Below are 19,588 nucleotides of genomic sequence, written 5' to 3' on the forward strand. Positions count from 1 at the left end.
AAGGGTCATCGGTGAGATCTCCTCTGGTGAGTACTTGGCGGTACACACCGAGCATCTCGCCGATGACCCCTCTACGTCAGGGAGCCACACCCACTCCCCAAACCCCACCACTCCACGGGACTCTTACGGGCAGATGGCAGCGGTGAGAAACTGCGCGACGCGCCGCTTCATCGAGGCGCTTTTCGTGTTCGCGAACGTGTCCAGAATGTACCGACGAGCCCCGACGAACGTGCCCGAGTAGCTCGGCTCCACGCCTGCCTTGATCGCGGCTCTGGACTCAGAGAGGGTGAGCCGGGAGTGGACCGGAACGAAGGGGGTCTCATCGGTGTAGAGGATCCAGTCCCGGTCCTCTTTCGGCAGGTCCCGCCACGGCACATCGACGTCGTAACCAAGAGCAACCAGTACGTCGCGCAGCTGATGGCCGTGCCACGCGGTCGGCCAGGAAGCGATGGCGCGTTCGCGGATGGTGAGCGATGGGTCCGGGACCATCTGCTGCTCGTTCACCGTGTAGACGCGGCCGATGCCGTGGCATTCCGAGCAGGCTCCTTGGACCGTGTTCGCGGAGAAGTCCTCCGCATACAACATCGGCTGCCCATCCGGATAGTCCCCGGCCCTCGAGTACAGCATTCGTATCAAGCTCGACAACGTGGTGATGCTGCCCACGGTCGATCGTGCGTTACCGGCACCGCGCTGCTGCTGCAGGGCGACCGCCGGGGGCATCCCCGTGATCGAGTCGACATCGGGCACTCCCGCCTGATCGATCAGGCGGCGGGCGTAGGGTGCGACCGATTCCAGATAGCGTCGCTGCGACTCGGCGTACAGCGTCCCGAACGCCAGCGAGGACTTTCCCGAGCCAGACACACCGGTGAAGACGACTGTTGCATCGCGCGGGACCGTGAGGTTGACATCCTGCAGATTGTGTTCGCGGGCGCCGAGAACGCGAACGTCGGGCTGCACGGAGAGCTTCGGAGACCCGAACGCAGAAGATTCAACCATGGTCGCATGTTAACCACGTACGGAACGGTCGGACGATCTCCGTCCGGAGGAGAGGGTTTCCGCACCGATGAGGGCCGACGCACCACTTGTCCAGTTGAGCGCACGAGTGATCAGCCCTCTTCGAAGAGGCGAACGACCTTCTCGGATAGAGCCCCGTCGAGTGGTGGGCTTTGAGGTGATGCTCGTCGCCTACCGGCCGCTCTTTTCAAGGGCGATGGTCTCAGTATCGCGGGTTGGGAAGAGCTCGAGTCGAGCACAGTCGGCCCTTCGAAATGCTCCTCGATCCGCAGGTCGACGTCACGCCTTGACCTGGGCCGCAGACGCACACAGGGCCCGAACCTCGACCAACGTTTGCCGTTGGCAAGGGTTCGAGCCTTGTGCGTGCGGTGGACCTTGCGGGATGCCTGTCGAGACTTCCCCCGCGTTGCGGGCACTCAGGGCTCACTGACCACTTCCAGTTCAAGATGTGACACTTCTCATCAGTGTTACACTCGCGGTATGCCGACCACCAAGCGTCGCCACCCCGTGACCGAGACGGCCGAAGTCTCTGAAGCACTGCGCGCTGCTGCATTGCGATGGCCTGCCGACCGAGACAAGCCTGCTCGGCTGCTGCGTCGCCTGATCGAGGAAGGGCACAAGAGCATCGACCCGAGCGCCGCAGAGCGTCAGGACAACCGACTGGCCGCCCTGAAGCGGATCAGCGGCTCCTACACCGGCCTCTACGAGCCGGGCTACCTCGACGATCTGCGCGCGGACTGGCCCGAGTGCTCGCCCTAGACTCGGGCGTGCTCATCGCGCTGTTCGATGCCAATGACGCGCACCACGCTGCAGCCGAGGCACTGTTCACGATCCACGCCTCAGAGCCGATGACCATCGGTCCGATCAACTTGGCGGAAGTGCTGGTCAGGGCCGCGCGCGAGAACCGTGATCGGGAAATGCTGGCCGACCTTCGGGCTCTCGACGTCGCCACGACTTCCCTGCCGGATGACGCCGCCACCCGACTGGCGCGGCTTCGCGCGACCACTCGGTCGAAGATGCCCGACTGTTGCGTATTGTTGACAGCCGAGCAGACCTCGGCCCGCATCGCCACATTCGACGAAGGCTTGAAGGAGTCAGCTCGAGTGCTCAACCTGCAGATCGTCTGATCGTCTGACCTAGGAACAACGCTGCCGCGAAGCCGACCCCAGGCGGGTCCTTCCTCCAAGCGCACGCTCGTCGAGGGCGTCGAGGTCACGGGTTGCATACCGCAGGTGTTCCCACTCTTCTTCGAGGACTGTTCGCACGCACGACAGCACAGTTTCCTGGTGCTCGGGGGCATGCGGATTGGGTCGGGTGGCCGACAAGTCATCGTCGGTGACGGTTTCCAGGAACTCACGGACCATGCGCATCCGGCTGCCACGAGCCTGCAGTACCTCTGCCCAGTCAGGATGCGTCACGCGGAAGACGGCGGTGCCGCCACCGTCTTCAACGAAGCTGGTGTCAGGCAGACCAACAGGGTGGTAGGGCTGTTCAACTCCCAGCACCGCCTTGCGGAGCCACGTATCAGTCGCCATAACAAGGTGCCGCACCGTCTGAGCGAATGACCACTCCTCACCGACCTGTTCATCCATCGAGCCCGATGGCATGGCCTCTACACGACGGACCGCCGACTGCCATGCCTGCTCAACTGCGGCCCAAGCGTCGCGCAAACCGTCAGCGCTCGACACACGACGGAGGGCGCGGCCGGGGAACTTGCGGTCAAGTTCGCCGTCGATCAGCGGCGCCACATCCACGCCGTTCACGATGAGCCGACCCGGCTCCTCCAGCAGCCACGGCGCGTCGATCTCGAGGCCGTCGACGTCAACACCCCGCATAACTGCATCTCTGAGACTGACGTCACGGAAGGTCGAGCCGGACAGATCACGAGCCCTGAACGCTTCACTTGCCATGACTTGATGATGACAGACAGTCACTCCGTGCACTGGCCAGAGTCACCGCAAAGACAAAACTGCCCCGCCATCAGGCGGGGCAGTTTTGATTTTCTCATCTTACGTGGAGCTGAGGGGATTCGAACCCCTGGCCTTCTCATTGCGAACGAGACGCGCTACCAACTGCGCCACAGCCCCTGGCGAGGACCGACTGTACCACCGAGGCGGCACGTCGGCCCAATCCTCACCCGCCCACGGCGCTGCGCAACGGCACTGCGGCGTCGAGGAACTCGTCCTCGACCTCGATGGGGGCAAAGACGTCGTCGTCCACCGGCAGCGGGGCCGGGGCAGCCCGGGGGGCGGCGGGCTTCATGGTGTAGGTCGGAGGCGGCACAGGGGTCGGACGCCACTGCCCGGGCTCGAGCGGCTCGAGGACGACCTCGACCGGTGCGGGCGCCTCGTCGACGGTGTCGAACTGGCGCACGTCGAAGGGGGCATCGACGCGGGTGTCACCCACGCGGGTCACTGCGGGCTCGGCGGTGTCCACCACGACCAGCGCGTCAGCGGTGGAGACCGGGGACGTGGTCGGGGCGGTGGACGCGCCCGGAGCTGCGGGCTCGACGGGGGCGGCGACGTCGGTCCTCCCGGCGCTCGAGGTGGTGCGGTGCAGCTCGAGGCGCGGCCGACGAGGCCGGGCAGTGTGGCGCAGCCACGCCAGGTCGGCTGTGACGAGCGCCAGGCCGACGGCCGGGGTCCAGACGGGGACCAGCCGCAGCACGGTCACCATGACGAGCGCGATCAGCGCGGTCACCGCGATCCCGAGGGAGGCGCCCCGCAGGCTGCGGGCGCGCCGACCCGGCCCCGCCTCCTCGGTCACGGGCGTGGCACGCGTCGCGCCGGCGGGCGCGGTGGCGGTGACGCCGGCCCGCAGCGGGCTGACGGCATACGACCGGGGGGTGGTGGGCTCGGCGAGGACCGGGCGCCGCTCGAGCACCCGCAGGGCCTCGGCGTACCGCTCGATGGATCGCGCGGTCTGCAGGTGCTCCCGACGACGCATCCACGACTGGGTCAGGTAGGCAGCCCACAGACCGATCACGACGACGAAGACGAGGCTGGAGGGCTGCACGTCCCCGACGTTAGAGGGGGCGCGGGTGATGGACGCTCAACCGCACGGGTGTGTCGGCGGATTGCCCTGGATCATGCCCTCGTGAGCCGGTCCGCGAAGGTGCCACCGCCGAGGTCCTCGGACGTCAGCGCGAAGGTCCGGTGGTCGCGCCAGGCGCCGTCGATGTGGAGATAGCGCTCGCGCAGCCCCTCGTCGCGGAAGCCGAGCTTGCGGACGACGGCGAGCGACTTGGTGTTGTCGGGGCGGATGTTGACCTCGATGCGGTGCAGGCCCCGCTTGCCCACGGCATAGTCGCACGCCGTGGCCAAGGCCAAGGGAACGATGCCCCGGCCGGCGTGGGTGGGCGCGCACCAGTAGCCCGCCGTGGCGCCCCACAGCGCGCCCTCCATGATCTGGGACAGGTTGACCGCGCCGCAGAGCCGACCGTCGACCTCGACGGCGAAGGGCAGCTGCCGACCGGCGCGCGCCTCGCGGGCCTGGTGGCGGATGTACTCGGGGAAGGGTTTGGGCTGCTGGCCCGCGTGCGGGAAGGTCGGCTCCCACTCCTTGAGCCAGTCCCAGCTGGTGCGACGCAGCTCGAGCCACTGCGTGCGGTCGCGACGGCGCAGGCCGCGCAGCACGAGAGCTCCCCCGTCCGGCAGGGTCGCCTCGAGCCGCACCGGCCACGCGGCCATCAGTGGTCGCCCCCGCGGACCTGGTCGAGGGCGTGCGTCACGACCTGCTCCAGCACTCCGAGCCCGTCGGCGACGCCACCGCGCGAGCCCGGGAGGTTGACGACCAGGGTGGCGCCGGCGAGCCCGGCGATGCCGCGGGACAGGGAGGCGGTGGCGACGCCCTGCGACAGACCGGCGCCGCGGATGGCCTCGGCGAGGCCGGGCACCTCGCGGTCGACCAGCGCCCGGGTCACCTCAGGGGTGCGGTCGGTGGGCGACAGGCCGGTTCCGCCGGTCGTGACGACGAGGTCGACCCCGTCGTCGACGGCGGTCCGTATGGCGTCCCCCACGGGGTCACCGTCAGGGACGACCACCGGGTCCGGGGTGTCCAGACCCCACGCGCGCAGGGCCTCGACGATGACGGGGCCGGTGCGGTCGGCGTAAGTGCCGGCAGCGGCGCGCGTGGACGCTGTCACGACGACGGCGCGCCGCGGCTCGGGCACGCTCACTCGGACCAGTCCCCGGACCGGCCGCCCGACTTGGCGGTGACGCGGACGTCGGTGATGCGGGCGTGCTTGTCGACCGCCTTGACCATGTCGATCAGGGCCAGGGCGCCGACGGTGACCGCGGTGAGCGCCTCCATCTCGATGCCGGTGCGGTCGGCGGTGCGGACGGTCGCCGCGAGCTCGACCCCGTCGTCGGTGACCGCGAGGTCCAGCTCGACCCCGTGCACGGCGATGGGGTGCGCGAGCGGGACCAGGTCGGGGGTGCGCTTGACCGCCTGGATGCCGGCGATGCGGGCCACGGCCAGCGCATCGCCCTTGGGCACGGTGCCGTCCCGCAGCGCCGCGACCGCCGGCGCCGCGAGCAGGACCCGACCGCGGGCGGTGGCCGAGCGGGCCGTGACGGCCTTGGCGGAGACGTCGACCATGTGGGCGCTGCCGTCGGCACGCACGTGCGTCAGGCGGGGCGCCTCGGGCGTGGGGTCGGTGGTCATGCGAGGGACTCCTTGCCGGGGAGGGGGCGCAGCAGCAGGCAGGTGAGGCGCGCGCCGGGGAGGACCTCGTCGACCTCGGCGGGCACGACGGCCAGGGCGTCGGCGTGGGCGAGGGCGCCGAGCACGTGCGAGCCCTGACCACCGGCGAGGGTGGCGTGCAGCCCGTCGTCCTCGCGGCGCAGCCGGACCCGGGCCAGCTGCGTGCGACCGGCCGACGTGCGCCACCCGTCGTCCGCCACCGCCTCCACGCCTGCGAGCCCCTCGGCCGGGCGGGCCGCGAGCAGGCGCAGCGCCGGGGCCACGAAGACCTGGTAGGACACCATCGCGCTGACGGGGTTGCCGGGGAGGGTGAAGACGGGCACGCGTCGCCCGTCGCCCGCCCGCACCAGGCCGAAGCCCTGCGGCTTGCCCGGCTGCATCGCGATGCCCCGGAACTCGACCTCGCCGTCACGGGCGAGCACGGCCTTGACCGTGTCGTAGGCGCCCGCGGACACCCCGCCCGTGGTGATGACCGCGTCGTGGGTCAGCAGGACCTCGTCCAGCCGCGCGCGGAAGCCCTGCTCGTCGTCGGCGACCGCCCGCACCCGCTCGGCTGTGAAGCCGTGCTCGCGCAGGACGGCGACCAGCATCGGGCCGTTGCTGTCGACGACCGTGCCGTGCCCGGCGGCGCCGCCCGGCTCGACCAGCTCGTCGCCGGTGGACAGGACGGCGACGCGGGGCGGCAGGACGACCTCGACCCGCGGGTGCCCGAGGGAGACGAGCAGCGCGAGCACCCGCGCGTCGACGAAGGTCCCTGCCGTGAGGGCGAGCTCGTCGCGGGACAGGTCGTCGCCGGCAGGTCGGACGTGGGCTCCGGCCAGCGGCTCCTGACGCAGGGTCACCCGCTGCGTGCCGCCGTCCGTCAGCTCGACGGGCACCACCGCGTCGGCCCCGTCGGGCAGGGCGGCACCGGTCATGATGCGCAGCGTGGTGCCCGGCTCGAGGGTGACCCGGTCGGTGCGGCCCGCGGGGATGTCGCCGGCGACGGGCAGGACCACGGGGCGGTCGCCCGCACCCGCGAGCTCGGCGGCCCGGACGGCATACCCGTCCATCGCCGAGTTGGCGAACGCCGGGACGTCGACGGCGCTGCGCACGTCCTGGGCCAGCACGCAGCCGTGCGCCTCGGCCACCGGCACCGGGGACGTGCGGCGGGGCACGGTGGCGCAGGCCTCGAGGAGGATGCGCAGGTGCTCGTCGACGGGCATCAGCCGGGGTTCGGACATGCTTCGGAGACTAGTCGACGGGTCCGACATGCCCGGCCGCGACCGTCCCGTCACGCCCGGCGCGCTTGGCGGCGTTCATGGCGGCGTCGGCCGCCGACACGAGCTCGGGCGCCGTCGCAGCGTCCTGCGGCCAGGTGGCGATCCCGATGCTGCAGGTGATGGGGACCTCGCGGTCGCCGACCTGCAGCGGACGTTCTCGCAGGTCGGCCACGATCCGCTGAGCGAGCCGCAGGCACTCCTGCTCGCCGCGCTCGGGGCAGACGACGGCCATCTCCTCCCCGCCGTAGCGCGCGACGACGTCCACCGGCGGGACCAGCTCGACGAGGCGAGCGGCGAGCGCGGCCAGCACGCCGTCGCCCACGGAGTGGCCGTGCTCGTCGTTGATCCGGCGGAACCGGTCGATGTCCAGGATCAGCAGGGACACCTGCCGTCCGAACGAGCGCGCCCGCTCCACCTCGCGACCCAGCGTGGTCGTGAGCATGCGCAGGTTGCCGACGCCGGTCAGCGGGTCGGTGACGGACTGGCGCTGGGCGCGACGGTGCAGGATCGCGTTGTCGATGGCGACCCCGGCCGGTCCGGCCACGAGGTCGAGCAGCTCCCCGGTGGTGTCGTCGTATGCCGTCGCGTCGGCCGCCCGCTCGACGACCAGCGCCCCGATGACGTCGTCTCCGGAGACGAGGGGCGCGGCGCACAGCCGCCCCCTCAGGACGGCGCCGGGCTCGCCGCTCGCGTCGTCGAGCAGGACGACGCGGCGGTCGCTGACCACCTCTCCGACCACGCTCTCGGCCGCGCGGATCCGCCCGGTGCCGGGACGGCGGGTCCCGATGGGGTGGACGACCCGGGCGCGCAGGCCGCTGCCCTCGCGCATCCAGACGACGGCGCAGGCGGACCCGGTCGTCGTCTCGGCCAGCGCGCACAGCGCTGCGAGGAGACCGTCGAGGTCGTGGGTGCGCTGCAGGGTGGCGGCGATCCGCCCGACGGTGTCCTGCAAGGTCGCCCGGCTCGACGTCAGCTCGGCCATGCGCTGGTCCAGCTCCACCGCCATGGCGTTGAACTCCCGCGACAGCTCGCCGACCTCGTCGTCGCGGCCCTCAGGCAGGCGCACCGTCAGGTCACCGTCGGCGATGCGACGGGTGCCCTCGGTGAGGGCGAGCAGCGGGGCGGTGAGCTCCCGGGCCAGCCACCGGAGCAGCCCGACCGCTGCCGCCAGCACGACCAGGATCAGCAGGAGGGGCACCCACGCGCGCGGGCCGCCCACAGGATCGGGAGCCGAGCCCTGGACGGCGCAGGGGCGACCGGGCCCTGCCGCGGCGGTCTGCGCGACGGACCCCTGGCCGCGGTCCGAGCTCGGGTGCACCTCGACCCCGCCCGCGCACTGCAGGATCGTGCGCACGTCCGAGGCGGCGGCCTGCCGGGCGAGCGCGTCGAGCCGACCGGCGGTGAGGGGCTCGACCACGAGGACGGTGAGGGTGCCCTGCGTGGTGCTCAGGTCGACCCGCTCGGCGAGGTGCGGCCCGGCGGGTCTGGTCACGGTCGAGCAGCGGGTGGTCGGCAGGGTGGTCGGCGTGGGTCGTGGCGCGGACCCGGAGGCCGCCAGCACCTCGCCACCGCGCAGCACGACCGCGTAGCCGCGCTCCGCCCCCAGGCCGCCCCGGGTCTCCTCCGCGAGGACGGCGGCCGGCGGGCGCCCGTTGGCGACCGACAGCGCGATGACCTCGGCCCGGTCGCCCAGCGCCCAGCACTCGGACGCCATGGCGGTGGCGACGGCCACCGTGGCGCGGTCGACGTCGCGTCGCTGGCCGTCCACGAGCGCACGGGGCAGCAGGACTCCGGCCACCAGCCCGGCCACGAGCAGGACCGGCAGGACCACGGCGGCGAGCACGATCGCCAGACGGGTCCGGATGGACACGGGTCCTCCTCGGGGTGGGCCGGTCGGCCCATGGTGGCACGAGACCGATCGAGTCCTCCCGCTGACCGGGGCGTGGCTGACAGAATCGCTGCATGGACACCCCCGCCCCGACCCCCGCCGACGCCAAGCGCGCCCTACGGGCTCGCCTCTGGGCCCACCGCAAGCAGCGGTATGCCGACACCTCGCGCGCCGAGCGCGAGGCGCAGGCCCTGGCGGACCACGTCCTGCGGATCGTTGCGGACCGGGTGGGGCCGGGTGGGACGGTGACGTCGTACGAGTCCTGGCCGACCGAGCCGGGCACCGGTCCGCTCAACGCGGCGCTGGCCGAGGCGGGCTACCGGGTGCTGGTGCCGGTCACGCTGCCGGGGCTCGACCTGGACTGGCGGCCGCTCGGCAGCGACGAGCGGGACGAGTCCGCGCGGCTGGGGCTGGAGGCCATCGACCAGGCCGACCTCGTGCTCACGCCGGGCACGGCGGTGGACCGGCGTGGGGTGCGACTCGGACAGGGCGGCGGGTGCTACGACCGAGCGCTGCCCCGGCGTCGCGAGGGCATCTGCGTGGTGACCCTCCTGCACCCCCAGGAGCTCCTCGACGACGCCCTGCCGGCGGCGCAGCACGACCAGCGGGTCGACGCGGTGGTGACCGCGGACGGGATCACCTGGCTCGACCGCTGAGCGCGCGGCGGGGCTCAGCCGTCGTCGCGAGGTGCGAGCGTGAGCTGCTCGCGCGTGGCATCCTCGACCGCCCCCCGGCTGAACGGCCACGCGAACGACTCGTTGCGCAGCCAGCGTCCCGTCTGGTCGTCGTAGTGCTCGCTGGTCGGGTGCCCGGACACGCCGGTGCTCTGGACCCAGGTGCTCGCGTCAAGATCGGCGAGGTCGACCACCATGCGCATGGACGGCCCCCAGTCGGCGGCGTAGCCCACCTGGAGGTCGTAGCCGAGGGCGTTGGGCGCGAGCGGGCTCCCGGGCGCCGGCTCCGGGCCGCGGTCCAGCAGGGAGCGCAGCATCCCCGGCGCCGCGGCGCTGAGCGGGTGGCGCAGGGTCAGCGTGTGCAGCCGCCCGTAGTCCCAGGCCTTGACGTCCTTGCCGGTCAGCCGGGTGAGCTCGAGCCGGGCGTCGACCTGCGCCTGACGCAGGATGTCGTCGCGGGTCTCGATGCGCAGCGTCTTTTGGTTGTCCCACCACGGGGAGCGCGGGTCGGCGAGCAGCTGCTGGACGACCGCCGGCCAGCGTGACCCGCCGTCGGGGCGCAGGCCCACCGGCAGGTCGTCGTCGAAGGTCCGGTGCAGCAGGGCGGACCACGCCGCCGTCCAGTAGGCCGCCGCGCGCGACGACGGGTTGTCCCCCGTGACGAACCGCCCGTCCCAGCCCTCCAGGGTGGCCTGCCCCTCGCGGGTGAAGGCGTCGCCGCTCAGGTCCACGCCCCGCAGGGCCGCGGTGAGGACGGGCTGGAAGCCGTCGCTGACGTCGCCCTGGATCTCGCGCATGCGCTCCGGCGTCACCGTGGGATGGGCGGTGAGGAGCTGACGGATGCGGGTCGAGCGCCAGCCGTGCGTCCAGTCCGTCGTCAGGAAGGGGGTCGTCGCCGCCGTGACGGCCTGGTTGGCGGTCACCAGGAAGCCCTCGGCGGGGTCCAGGGTGTGCGGCAGCTGCTCGAAGGGGACGTAGCCGGTCCAGTCGTAGCGCGAGTCCCAGCCGGGTGCTGGCAGGTAGCCGGGTGGGGTCCCGGCCGACCCGGACCGCCGGACCGGGACGCGGCCCGGTGCCTGGTAGCCGATGTGCCCGTCGACGTCGGCGTACACGGCGTTCTGCGAGGGGGCCGCGAAGGACGACAGGGCGGCGCGGAAGCTCTCGAAGGACGTCGCGCGGTTCATCCGGAAGATCGCGTCCGCGGTCTGGGTGACGTCCAGCCCGGTCCATCTCAGCGCGATCGCCAGGGACTCCCCCTCGGCCGGCGCGGTGGCCGCGCCTGAGGTGCCCGACGTGGGAGCGGTGGCGGCGTCCCTGACCGCGGCGTCCACGTCCGACAGCAGCGGGCCGTGCGTGCTCGACCGGACGGTGATGGTGCGGTCGGTGCCGCCGGCCACGCGGATCACCTCGGTGCGGGTGGTCAGCGGCTGGTAGGTCCCGTCCCTGAGCACGGTGCTGCCCTTGACCCGCTCGAGGTAGAAGTCGCTCACGTCGGGGTCGAGGTTGGTGAAGCCCCACGCGATGCGCTGGTTGTGCCCGATCACCACGCCGGGGAAGCCCGCGAACGCGAAGCCGCTCACGTCGTAGGGGCACGCCTGGGACACCGTGCGGCAGTGCAGCGCGGTCTGGTGCCAGACGCCCGGCTGGCCGAGCGCGAGGTGCGGGTCGTTGGCCAGCAGGGGCTTGCCGGTCGAGGACCGGGACGGCCCGACCACCCACGAGTTGGAGCCGACGCCCTCGCCGCGCCCGACCAGGGGCGCGACCGCAGAGACGGCCCGCGCGGCCCGGGCGAGGGCCGCCTGGCCGTCCTGGTCGGGCTGGGGTCGTATGCCGGCGGCCGGCGCCTTGGACCGGCCGCCCCGCACGCCCGAGGGAGACCACGCGGACGCGGACAGGATCGGCGGCTGGGCCCTGGCGTCATAGTGGGGATAGAGTTCGCGGACCTCGTCGAGCGAGCGACCCTGCGCCATGAGCCGGGCGCGGGCGAGCTCGTCGGCGTAGTTGCCGTGCAGGTCCCAGGCCATCGCCTTGAGCCAGGCCAGCGAGTCGACCGGCCCCCACGGCTCGATGCGGTAGCCGGGGAAGCGGACGCCGAGCATGAGGTACTCCGGGGCGACGCGGGTGGCGTCGCCGGTCGCGTCCAGGTAGGCGTTGACCCCGTCGGCATACGCCGCGAGGTAGCGCCGGGTGTCGGCCGACAGGGTCGGCAGCTCCTGCTCGGCGACTCGGCGCCAGCCCATGGTGCGGACGCTCGTGTCGGACGCCACGCCGGCCTCGCCGACGAGCTCGGCGAGCCTGCCCGCCGTCGCGTGGCGGCGCAGGTCCATCTCGAAGAACCGGTCCTGGGCCGCGACGTAGCCCTGCGCCCGGAACAGGTCCTCGGGGGTGTCGGCGTAGACGTGGGCCACGCCTTGGGCGTCCCGCCGCACGTCCACCTCGCCCGACAGCCCCGCCAGCCGCGCGGTGCCCGTGACGCTCGGGTCGGTCCTGCGCACGGCGCCGTAGACCACGCCGGCGACGATGAGGGCGGCCACGAGGAGCAGGACGACGACCGAGACGGTCGTCCGTCGGGCGATCAGAGCGGCGCGGGACACGTGAGCGAGACTAGGCCACGGCACCGACAAGCCGGCGGACGACGCGGGGGCGGGTGCGGGTGCGGCATACGAGAGAATGGGCCCCATGGACACCGGCGCGGACTTCGGGATCGAGGACCTACGCTCCGTCCTCCTGCTCGGGTCCGCCGTCCTCCTGCTCGCCGTGGTGGCGGTCCGCATCAGTACCCGGTCGGGCCTGCCCTCGCTGCTGCTGTACCTCCTCATCGGGGTCGGGCTCGGGGAGTCCGGGCTCGGCATCCAGTTCGACGGTGGCCGGCTGACGCAGGCCCTCGGCTACATCGCGCTCGTGCTGATCCTCGCCGAGGGCGGGCTGTCGACCTCGTGGAGGCACATCAGACCCTCGGTGGCCCCGGCCGCTCTGCTCTCGACCGTCGGCGTGATCGTGTCCGTCGGCGTGGTCGGCGTCGCTGCCAGGTTCGTGCTCCACCTCGACTGGGTGTCGGCCCTGCTGGTCGGCGCGGTGCTCAGCTCCACGGACGCGGCCGCCGTCTTCTCCGTGCTGCGCAGCGTGCCCCTCCCCCGCAGGCTGACCAGCCTGCTCGAGGCGGAGTCCGGCTTCAACGACGCCCCGGTCGTCATCCTGGTCACCGCCCTGGCCTCCGTCGCCGCCGGGGACTCCGACGCCGGTCCCCTCTTCCTCGCCGGGCTCGCGGTCTACGAGCTGGTCGTGGGCGCGCTGCTCGGCATCGCGGTGGGCTGGCTCGGGACCAAGCTGTTGCGCCGCTACGCCGACACCTCGTCCGCGCTGTTCTCGATCGGCGTGATGGCGGTGCCGACGATGGCCTACTGCGTCGCGACCTACGCCCACGGCAGCGGCTTCCTCGCCGTCTACGTCGCCGCGCTCGTCGTCGGCAACAGCTCCCTGCCGCACAAGGCCGCCACCAGGGGTTTCGCCACCGCGATGGGCTGGCTGGCCCAGATCGGCCTGTTCGTCCTGCTGGGCCTGCTGGCCTCCCCCTCCGAGCTCGGCCGGTGGATCGTCCCGGCGGTCGTGATGGGGTTGGTGCTGCTCCTGGTCGCCCGGCCGCTGTCGGTGGTGGTCTCCGCCACGCCGTTCGGGATCGGGTGGCGCGAGCAGGCCTTCTTGTCGTGGGCGGGGCTGCGCGGCGCCGTCCCCGTCGTCCTCGCCACGGTCCCAGAGACCAGCGGCGCGTCGTCGCTCGCCTGGTTGTTCGACCTCGTGTTCATGCTCGTCGTGATCTTCACCATCGTGCAGGGGCCGACCATGCCGTATGTCGCCCGGCGGCTCGGCGTCATCGACGCGGGCGCCACGTTGGACCTGCAGCTGGAGTCCACCCCGCTCGAACGACTCAACACCGAGGTGGTCGAGGTGCAGATCGGCGACGAGTCCCGCATGGCCGGGGTCGAGGTCTACGAGCTGCGCCTGCCCAAGGGCGCCAACGTCGCCCTCGTGCTGCGCGGCGAGCAGTCGTTCGTGCCCGAGCGCTCGACCGTGCTGCGGCGAGGTGACTCGCTGATGGTCGTGGTGCCCTCGGCGCTGCGGGACGCGGCCGAGGAGCGGCTGCGCGCGGTGTCCCAGCAGGGCCGCCTGGCCGGGTGGCTCGAGCCGGGGAAGCGCCCGCCCGTGTCCCGCACGGCCCGCGAACGCGGTCAGCGACGTCGCGACGGCTCGCTAGACTGAGCGGTCGAACGCCCAGGTCGGCCTCGGCCGCCGGCGTCCCTCACCCGCTCGTTCCCTCCGGAGGCACCGTGCCCACCTACTCCTACCGCTGCGCCGACTGCGGCGAGGCCTTCGACATCGTGCAGTCGTTCAGCGACGACGCGCTCACCGTGTGCCCGCGCTGCGAGGGGCTGCTGCGCAAGGTCTACAACAGCGTCGGCGTCGTCTTCAAGGGCTCCGGCTTCTACCGCACGGACTCGCGCGGCAAGGACGCCAAGGCGACCAAGAGCACCTCGGCCTCCCCGAGCGAGTCCTCCTCGAGCACCTCCGGCACCAGCGCCTCGTCCGGCTCCGACGGGTCCGCGAGCGGGTCCGGGACCTCGTCCAGCAGCTCCAGCACCTCGACCAGCTCGACCGCCGCCAGCTGACCGTCGAGGGCGCCGACCGGCTCGTATGTCGCCGGCCCACCCCTCGCGCACCCGAGGACGCGCCGGTCTCGGCGTGTCGTCCACAGCTCGTCGCGTCGTGGTTCGCTCCGTCCACAGGCGGCCGCCGAGCCCTCCCGCGTCGCAGGTCCGCTCCTTAGCCTCGCGGCATGACTGCCCTCCCCCGCCGTGGCGACCGAGCCGGGCGCCCCGCACCGCTACGCCGGTCGTGGCGCGCACGCCTGCGCAGCCGCCGTGTGTCCTGGCACGTGCGACTCGCCCGCCGCGTCCTGGCCGCCCTCTGTCTGGGGCTCGCCGTGGCCGGGGCGCTGCGCCTGGCGTTCCCGGCCCCTCCTCCAGCAGGCACGCGCGTGGTGAGCGCCGCCCGCGACCTGCCCGCGGGGCACGTGCTCGACGCGAGGGACCTCGTCATCCGTCGGTGGCCCGGGTCGGACGCCCCCACCACCTGGCCGGACGCCGAGGCCCTCGTGGGGCGCCGCCTGGCTGGGCCAGTGGCCACCGGCGACCCGCTGACGCCCCGTGCGGTGACCGGAGCCGCCCGGCTCGCGGGCCTGCCCGAGGGGTCCGTGGCGCTCGCCGTGCCCTCCGTCGAGCCCGTGGTGGCGGACCTCGTGCGCGCGGGCGACCGGGTCCAGGTGTGGGCCGGTGCCCGCCTCGTCGCCCCCGCCGCCGTGGTGCTGCAGACCCCGGTCGGTGAGTCCGCCGGGGTGGGGCTGCCGGGAGGCGCCGCCGGCGCCTCCGGACGCACGGTCCTGGTGTCCCTCAACGCATCTCAGTCCAGGGCTCTGCACGCAGGCCACGGAGCCGGGCCCGAGGACGAGCCCCTTCACCTGATGCTCACGGCGGGCTCCCAGTAAGCACTTCGCGTCAACTTTTTGGGGACCTATGAACGATTAAGTATCGTCCTCGTGTAACTCAGCGTCATACGGTGGGGCATGCGGCGAAGTCGCCGCCCGAGCCCCTGAGCGGGCTCGCTCCACATCTCCCCAGGACAGAGAGAGAACAGTCATGCTCAAGGGCTTCAAGGACTTCCTCATGCGCGGCAACGTCGTCGACCTCGCGGTCGCCGTCGTCATCGGTGCCGCCTTCGGCAAGGTCATCGACAGCTTCGTCGCGATCCTGATGAACCTCATCGGCAAGCTGGGCGGCCAGCCCAACTTCAACTCCTTCAACCCGGGCGACGTCCCGGTCGGCGCGTTCCTCACGGCCCTCATCAGCTTCCTGATCATCGCCGCGGCCATCTACTTCATGGTCGTCGCCCCGATGAACGCCATCGCCGCCCGTCGCAAGGCCGGCGTGGAGGAGACCGAGGCTCCCTCCGAGGAGGCCTCCATCCTCATGGAGATCCGCGACGAGCTGCGTCGTCGCTGACCCTCCCCGCACGTCACGAAGGGCCCCGCCGTGCTGGCGGGGCCCTTCGTCGTCCGCGCAGACGAGCAGGAGCAGGTTGACGCGGACCGGACCCCGGGGTCCTACTCCCAGTGCGGGGGACGCTGCTCCCGCAGCCACCGGTCATGGGCGTCCTCGCGAGGCGCGTCGGAGCGGCGCCGCGCTGCGGTGGAGGGGGGCGGGTTCTCCTGCGTGGCCGGCGGGAGGCGGGGCTCGGCCTCGCCCAGGGGCGCCCTCGCCGCAGACCCCGTGCCGGGGGCGTCCACCCGACGGTGCCGGCGCGTCACCGTCGGGCCTCGTCCGAGCCCGCGTCACGAGCCTTCGCCCGGGCATCACGAGCCTCCGAGCCGTCGTCCCAGCGTCCGTGGGCCGCGTCGACGATCCGGGCGACGACGCGCTCCGGGGCGGTGAACACGTCGGCGGTCCACACGCGCAGCGGCTCCCACCCGGCCCGGCGCAGGAGCTCCGGCCGCAGGACGTCGCGGTCGACCGGCCCGCCACCGCGGGCGTAGTCCACACCGTCCGACTCCACCGCCAGGGCGACACCACGCACGGCGCGGGGGTCGCGCACGGCCAGCTCGACGGCACCCGCGCCGCGGCCCGCGCGCTCGGTCACCGCAAGTCCGGCCTGCCGCAGCCGGCCGGCGAGCTCACGGGTGACGGGATCGCTCAGGCCGCCCAGCGAGGGGACGGGCCCCGCCGGCATCCCGGCCAGCTGCAGCACCTCGGCGAGCAGCTCCACGCCGGCGCTTCCCGCCCCCACCTGCCGCAGCTGCTCGGCCGTCACGGAGGACACGAGGACGAGCCGCTGCCGGGCCCGCGTCACCGCGAGGGCGGCCCGCCGCTCCCCCGCCCCCAGCGCCAGGGCGCCGAACCGGTGCCCCGCCTGTCCGGCCTCGTCGAGCGCGTAGCCGACCGCGACGATCACGTCGTCCCGGGTCCGGCCCTGCACCTGGTCGACAGGCTTGATCCACAAGGGCTCTCGCGCCGACCCGGCAAAGAACCTGCGCGACGCGTCGGTCAGGTCGAGGCTCGCCAACTGCTGGCGCAGCCCCGCCGTGATGGCGTCCGCGTGCGCGGGATCGAAGGTGACGACACCGAGCGAGCGCTCGGGGGTGCTGCGGGCGTGCGCCACCACGAGCCGCACGACGCGGTCCACCTCGGCCGCGGTCGTGACGGGGGCCTCGCCACGCGGCGGCTGCGGCATACGGTCCTGGTCCACCAGCTCGAGCTGCACCCGGGGCGCGGTGGACGCGAGCGGCACGACCACGGGGTCCTGGCCGTGCAGCCGGCGGTCGACGGCCAGCGCGACGCGGTCGTCGACGCCGCGGTGGGCGGTCGCGAGGGTGTGCACCGGCAGGATCTCGGCGAGGGACGAGAGCACAGAGGTCGCCCGCTGGTCGGCCTGCACGTCGTCGTCGCGGCGGGCCGGATCGGGCACGGTCACGCTCACGTCGCCGGGGGGCAGCTGGTGCTGATCCCCGCAGACAACGACCTGCCGACCACGACTGAGGGCCGACACGGCCTGCGCCACGGACAGCTGGGACGCCTCGAGCACGATCACGGTGTCCACGGCGACGCCGACGGGCAGGAGGGACGCGACCTCGTGCGGGCTGGTCGCCCAGCAGGGGCGGGCGTCCCCGACCGCGGTGGCGACGGCGGCGGCGCGTTCGCGCAGGGCCAGGGCGTCGAGCCGGCGCAGCCCCGCGGCGTCGGCGTCGAGGGCGGTGCCGTCGTGCGCTCCGTAGTGCGGGTCCGTGCGGCGCACCTCGTCGAGGACGGAGCTCCACCACACGTGACGCACCTCAGAGGCCACCTGCGCGGCGGGGACGCGGCGGGCCGCCAGGTCCTCGACGAGCGGCCCCAGCCCCTGGGCCCGCAGCCCGTCCAGCGTCGTGGTCACCAGCGGCAGCACGGCGAGGCGTCGCCGTCCGCGCAGGAGCTCGCGCACGCGGGCGAGAGCCGTCTCGACGGGCAGGTCCAGCAACCCGGCGCCGTCGACGGTTGTCGCGAGGACCGGCTCGAGCGCCTCCAGGTCGGCGACCACGGCGCGGTGCGCGGCGCGGGCCTCGTCGATCCCGTGCGGGACGGTGGGACGGCTCGCGGCGCCCGCCCGCTCGCGCCACCGGGTGACCTGGTCGTGGGCCGTCGCGAGCGCGTCGTGCAGGTCGGTCGGCCCGGGACCGGGGCGCACCAGCCGCCGGGCGTCGCGCCGCAGGCCCTGACGACGCCACGGGCCGACGCCGGTGTCGTGCTCCGTGCGGTATGCCGTGGACGTGGCCGCCAGCATCTCCGGCAGCGGCGCGTCGAAGACCTCCGGGACGAACGCGTCGAGGGTCGCGCGCACGCCCGACACGAGGTCCAGGTCCTGGCCCAGGCCCCGCACCGAGCTCGCGCGCGGCAGACCGACTTCGCGGCACAGGGCGTCGACCAGGCTGGTCAGGCGGGTGAGGCCGCGGTCGCCGTCGAGCCGTTCGCACGCGGCGAGGGCGGCGTCCGCCTCGGCGGGAGTGGTGATGCGAGCCGCGCGCCACGGGTCGGCGCCCTGATGCGTGAGCCACGCGCCGTCCTCGGCGACCTGCACCAGCTCACGGGTGGCGACGTCGAGCCGCTGCGGGGTGAGGTGGGCGAGGTCGTCGCCGGCGAGCCGGACGCGAGATCGCGGCGGCGGATCGACCTGGCTCAGCTCGACCATGGCCCCCTGCGCCTGGAACGCGCTGACGCCCCACGGGTGTCGGGCCTGGTGGAGGGCGACGAGGTGTCCCTGCAGCCGCTCGGTGACGGCGTGGTGGTCGCGGGTCGTCGCGGCCGTCGCCTGCACGGGCTCGGCCGGCGTCGCGGCCGTGAGCGGCTCGTGCTCGTGCCGCAGGTCGGGTCCGTCGTGCGCCTCGACGACGAGGTCGAGCCCCGCCTGCGCGAGACGTTCCTGCACGGCCGTGATCGCGGACCGGGCGTGCGACACGAGCAGGACGCTTCGGCCCTGACCGGCCAGCCCGGCGACGGCAGCGGCGACGACCTGGGTCATCCCGGTGCCGGGTGCACCCTGCACCACGACGTCGTCGCCCGCGCCGATGGCCTCCAGGGCCGCCCGCTGGTGCTCGTCGACCGGCAGGACCAGCGGCAGGGACACTCCGGCCGCGGGCTCGCCGGTCGGTGGACGCAGCGCGGCGGGGTCACCGGCGAGGGCCCGCACCACCGCGTGCTCGGCCACCGTCGTCCCGGCGAGGTCGGCGACCATCCCGAGCTTGGCGTAGGGAAGGAGCGCGACCCCGAGACGCCGCTCGATGGTGAAGCCGGGTAGTCCCGAGCACCGACGGAGCAGCTCGCGATAGGCCGGTTCGGGGTCGAACCCGTTGCGCCCCCAGGAGGACTCGGCCAGCCCACGCCCGTCGAGCTCCACCCCCAGCTCGGCCCGGACCAGCTCGACCAGCGCCGGGTTGAGCTCGACGGTGCGGCTGACCACCAGGTCGAAGTCGGTCTGGGCCAGGTCGCGGGGGCGCAGCTCGCACGGACGCAGGAAGACGGGGGCGCTGGGCACTCGCCCGGCCCCGCCGGAGGTCTGCCAGGTCGCCATACCGGCAGCCAGGAAGCAGGTGGCGAGTCCCCGCTGCTCCCACAGGTCCTCGGCGGTCGCGCGCAGGCGACGCGCCGCCACGACGGCTTCGGCCAGCGCCCGTGGCTCGCGGTGCAGGTCGGACAGCTTGGCGTCGCGCCCCGAGAGAAAGATCGCCAGCCCGGCCGGGTGAGCGTGGGTCAGCTCGAGCCGGCCGCGCTGGTCCGCGGGGCGCCACAGCAGGGAGTTGGGTCCGCCGGCCTCGACGAGCTCGCGACGCCAGCGGGCGACGGCCGCGGCCACCGGGTCCGGCACGTCGGTGGGCGGGGTGGCGGCGGGCGGTGCTGAGGTCACCGGCCAAGGATAACGAGGCGGTGGCGTGTGCTCCGGAGATGGTGGCGGTGCGCATGATGCAGGGGGAG

16 protein-coding genes, 1 tRNA gene and 1 pseudogene are annotated in these 19,588 nt (G+C 73.3%); 7 read left to right on the top strand and 11 right to left on the bottom strand.

The window, feature by feature from the left end; translation table 11 throughout:
- Positions 1-126: 126 nt before the first annotated feature.
- Positions 127-996: pseudogene (locus GGG17_RS02745) on the bottom strand (excinuclease ABC subunit A); the annotation flags it as partial.
- Positions 997-1,494: 498 nt separating this feature from the next.
- Here GGG17_RS02745 and GGG17_RS16210 point away from each other — a divergent pair.
- Both GGG17_RS16210 and GGG17_RS16215 read left to right on the top strand, forming a co-directional pair.
- Positions 1,495-1,773 carry a hypothetical protein gene (locus tag GGG17_RS16210; protein WP_230082622.1) on the top strand — a complete coding sequence of 93 codons (279 nt, stop codon included), beginning with the start codon at positions 1,495-1,497 and terminating at the stop codon, positions 1,771-1,773.
- An 8-nt stretch (positions 1,774-1,781) separates the two neighbouring features.
- Entirely contained in the window at positions 1,782-2,141 is a 360-nt protein-coding gene (locus GGG17_RS16215) for a PIN domain-containing protein (protein WP_311966373.1), read from the top strand.
- Positions 2,142-2,150: 9 nt separating this feature from the next.
- On the opposite strand, the gene GGG17_RS02755 is transcribed toward GGG17_RS16215, so the two are convergent.
- The 8 genes from GGG17_RS02755 to GGG17_RS02790 form a co-directional block, all read right to left on the bottom strand.
- A complete protein-coding gene (locus tag GGG17_RS02755) occupies positions 2,151-2,924 on the bottom strand; it encodes a DinB family protein (RefSeq protein ID WP_154592270.1) in 774 nt (257 codons plus the stop codon).
- A gap of 104 nt (positions 2,925-3,028) precedes the next feature.
- A tRNA-Ala gene (locus GGG17_RS02760) sits at positions 3,029-3,101 on the bottom strand.
- Between the two features lie 46 nt (positions 3,102-3,147).
- Positions 3,148-4,029 carry a SepX/GlpR family protein gene (locus GGG17_RS02765; protein WP_154592271.1) on the bottom strand — a complete coding sequence of 294 codons (882 nt, stop codon included), beginning with the start codon at positions 4,027-4,029 and terminating at the stop codon, positions 3,148-3,150.
- Positions 4,030-4,100: 71 nt separating this feature from the next.
- Positions 4,101-4,703 (bottom strand): GNAT family N-acetyltransferase, encoded by a 603-nt coding sequence (locus tag GGG17_RS02770; protein WP_154592272.1) that lies wholly within the window; start codon positions 4,701-4,703, stop codon positions 4,101-4,103.
- Positions 4,703-5,191, bottom strand: a complete 489-nt coding sequence (locus GGG17_RS02775) for a MogA/MoaB family molybdenum cofactor biosynthesis protein (RefSeq protein ID WP_311966374.1) — start codon at positions 5,189-5,191, stop codon at positions 4,703-4,705. The genes GGG17_RS02770 and GGG17_RS02775 overlap by 1 nt, the downstream gene beginning before the upstream one ends.
- Positions 5,188-5,679: a cyclic pyranopterin monophosphate synthase MoaC gene (gene moaC / locus GGG17_RS02780; protein ID WP_154592273.1), complete on the bottom strand. Its 492-nt coding sequence runs from the start codon at positions 5,677-5,679 to the stop codon at positions 5,188-5,190. The genes GGG17_RS02775 and moaC overlap by 4 nt, the downstream gene beginning before the upstream one ends.
- Positions 5,676-6,941, bottom strand: a complete 1,266-nt coding sequence (locus tag GGG17_RS02785; RefSeq protein WP_230082623.1) for a molybdopterin molybdotransferase MoeA — start codon at positions 6,939-6,941, stop codon at positions 5,676-5,678. The genes moaC and GGG17_RS02785 overlap by 4 nt, the downstream gene beginning before the upstream one ends.
- Positions 6,942-6,951: 10 nt before the next feature.
- Entirely contained in the window at positions 6,952-8,850 is a 1,899-nt protein-coding gene (locus GGG17_RS02790; protein ID WP_154592274.1) for a GGDEF domain-containing protein, read from the bottom strand.
- A 92-nt stretch (positions 8,851-8,942) separates the two neighbouring features.
- On the opposite strand from GGG17_RS02790, the gene GGG17_RS02795 reads away from it, so the two are divergent.
- The gene (locus GGG17_RS02795) at positions 8,943-9,524 is read left to right on the top strand and encodes a 5-formyltetrahydrofolate cyclo-ligase (RefSeq protein ID WP_154592275.1); all 582 of its coding nucleotides are present in this window, start codon (positions 8,943-8,945) and stop codon (positions 9,522-9,524) included.
- A 14-nt stretch (positions 9,525-9,538) separates the two neighbouring features.
- Here the strand turns inward: GGG17_RS02795 and GGG17_RS02800 are convergent, their stop codons facing one another.
- Complete coding sequence (locus GGG17_RS02800; protein WP_311966375.1) at positions 9,539-12,136, bottom strand: penicillin acylase family protein; 2,598 nt, start codon at positions 12,134-12,136, stop codon at positions 9,539-9,541.
- Positions 12,137-12,221: 85 nt separating this feature from the next.
- Here GGG17_RS02800 and GGG17_RS02805 point away from each other — a divergent pair, with 85 nt between their 5' ends.
- The 4 genes from GGG17_RS02805 (at position 12,222) to mscL (ending at position 15,595) form a co-directional block, all read left to right on the top strand.
- Positions 12,222-13,799: a potassium/proton antiporter gene (locus GGG17_RS02805; protein WP_311966376.1), complete on the top strand. Its 1,578-nt coding sequence runs from the start codon at positions 12,222-12,224 to the stop codon at positions 13,797-13,799.
- 68 nt (positions 13,800-13,867) lie between these two features.
- On the top strand, positions 13,868-14,206 hold the full coding sequence (locus tag GGG17_RS02810; RefSeq protein ID WP_286960311.1) for an FmdB family zinc ribbon protein: 339 nt from the start codon (positions 13,868-13,870) through the stop codon (positions 14,204-14,206).
- Positions 14,207-14,373: 167 nt separating this feature from the next.
- Complete coding sequence (locus GGG17_RS02815; protein WP_154592278.1) at positions 14,374-15,081, top strand: SAF domain-containing protein; 708 nt, start codon at positions 14,374-14,376, stop codon at positions 15,079-15,081.
- 151 nt (positions 15,082-15,232) lie between these two features.
- Entirely contained in the window at positions 15,233-15,595 is a 363-nt protein-coding gene (gene mscL, locus GGG17_RS02820; RefSeq protein ID WP_154592279.1) for a large conductance mechanosensitive channel protein MscL, read from the top strand.
- 301 nt (positions 15,596-15,896) lie between these two features.
- On the opposite strand, the gene GGG17_RS02825 is transcribed toward mscL, so the two are convergent.
- Positions 15,897-19,520, bottom strand: a complete 3,624-nt coding sequence (locus GGG17_RS02825) for a PDDEXK-like endonuclease domain-containing protein (protein WP_154592280.1) — start codon at positions 19,518-19,520, stop codon at positions 15,897-15,899.
- Positions 19,521-19,588: the final 68 nt, after the last annotated feature.

The organism is Arsenicicoccus cauae (genome assembly GCF_009707125.1).
In the GTDB taxonomy this organism is placed as follows: Bacteria; Actinomycetota; Actinomycetes; order Actinomycetales; family Dermatophilaceae; genus Arsenicicoccus; species Arsenicicoccus cauae.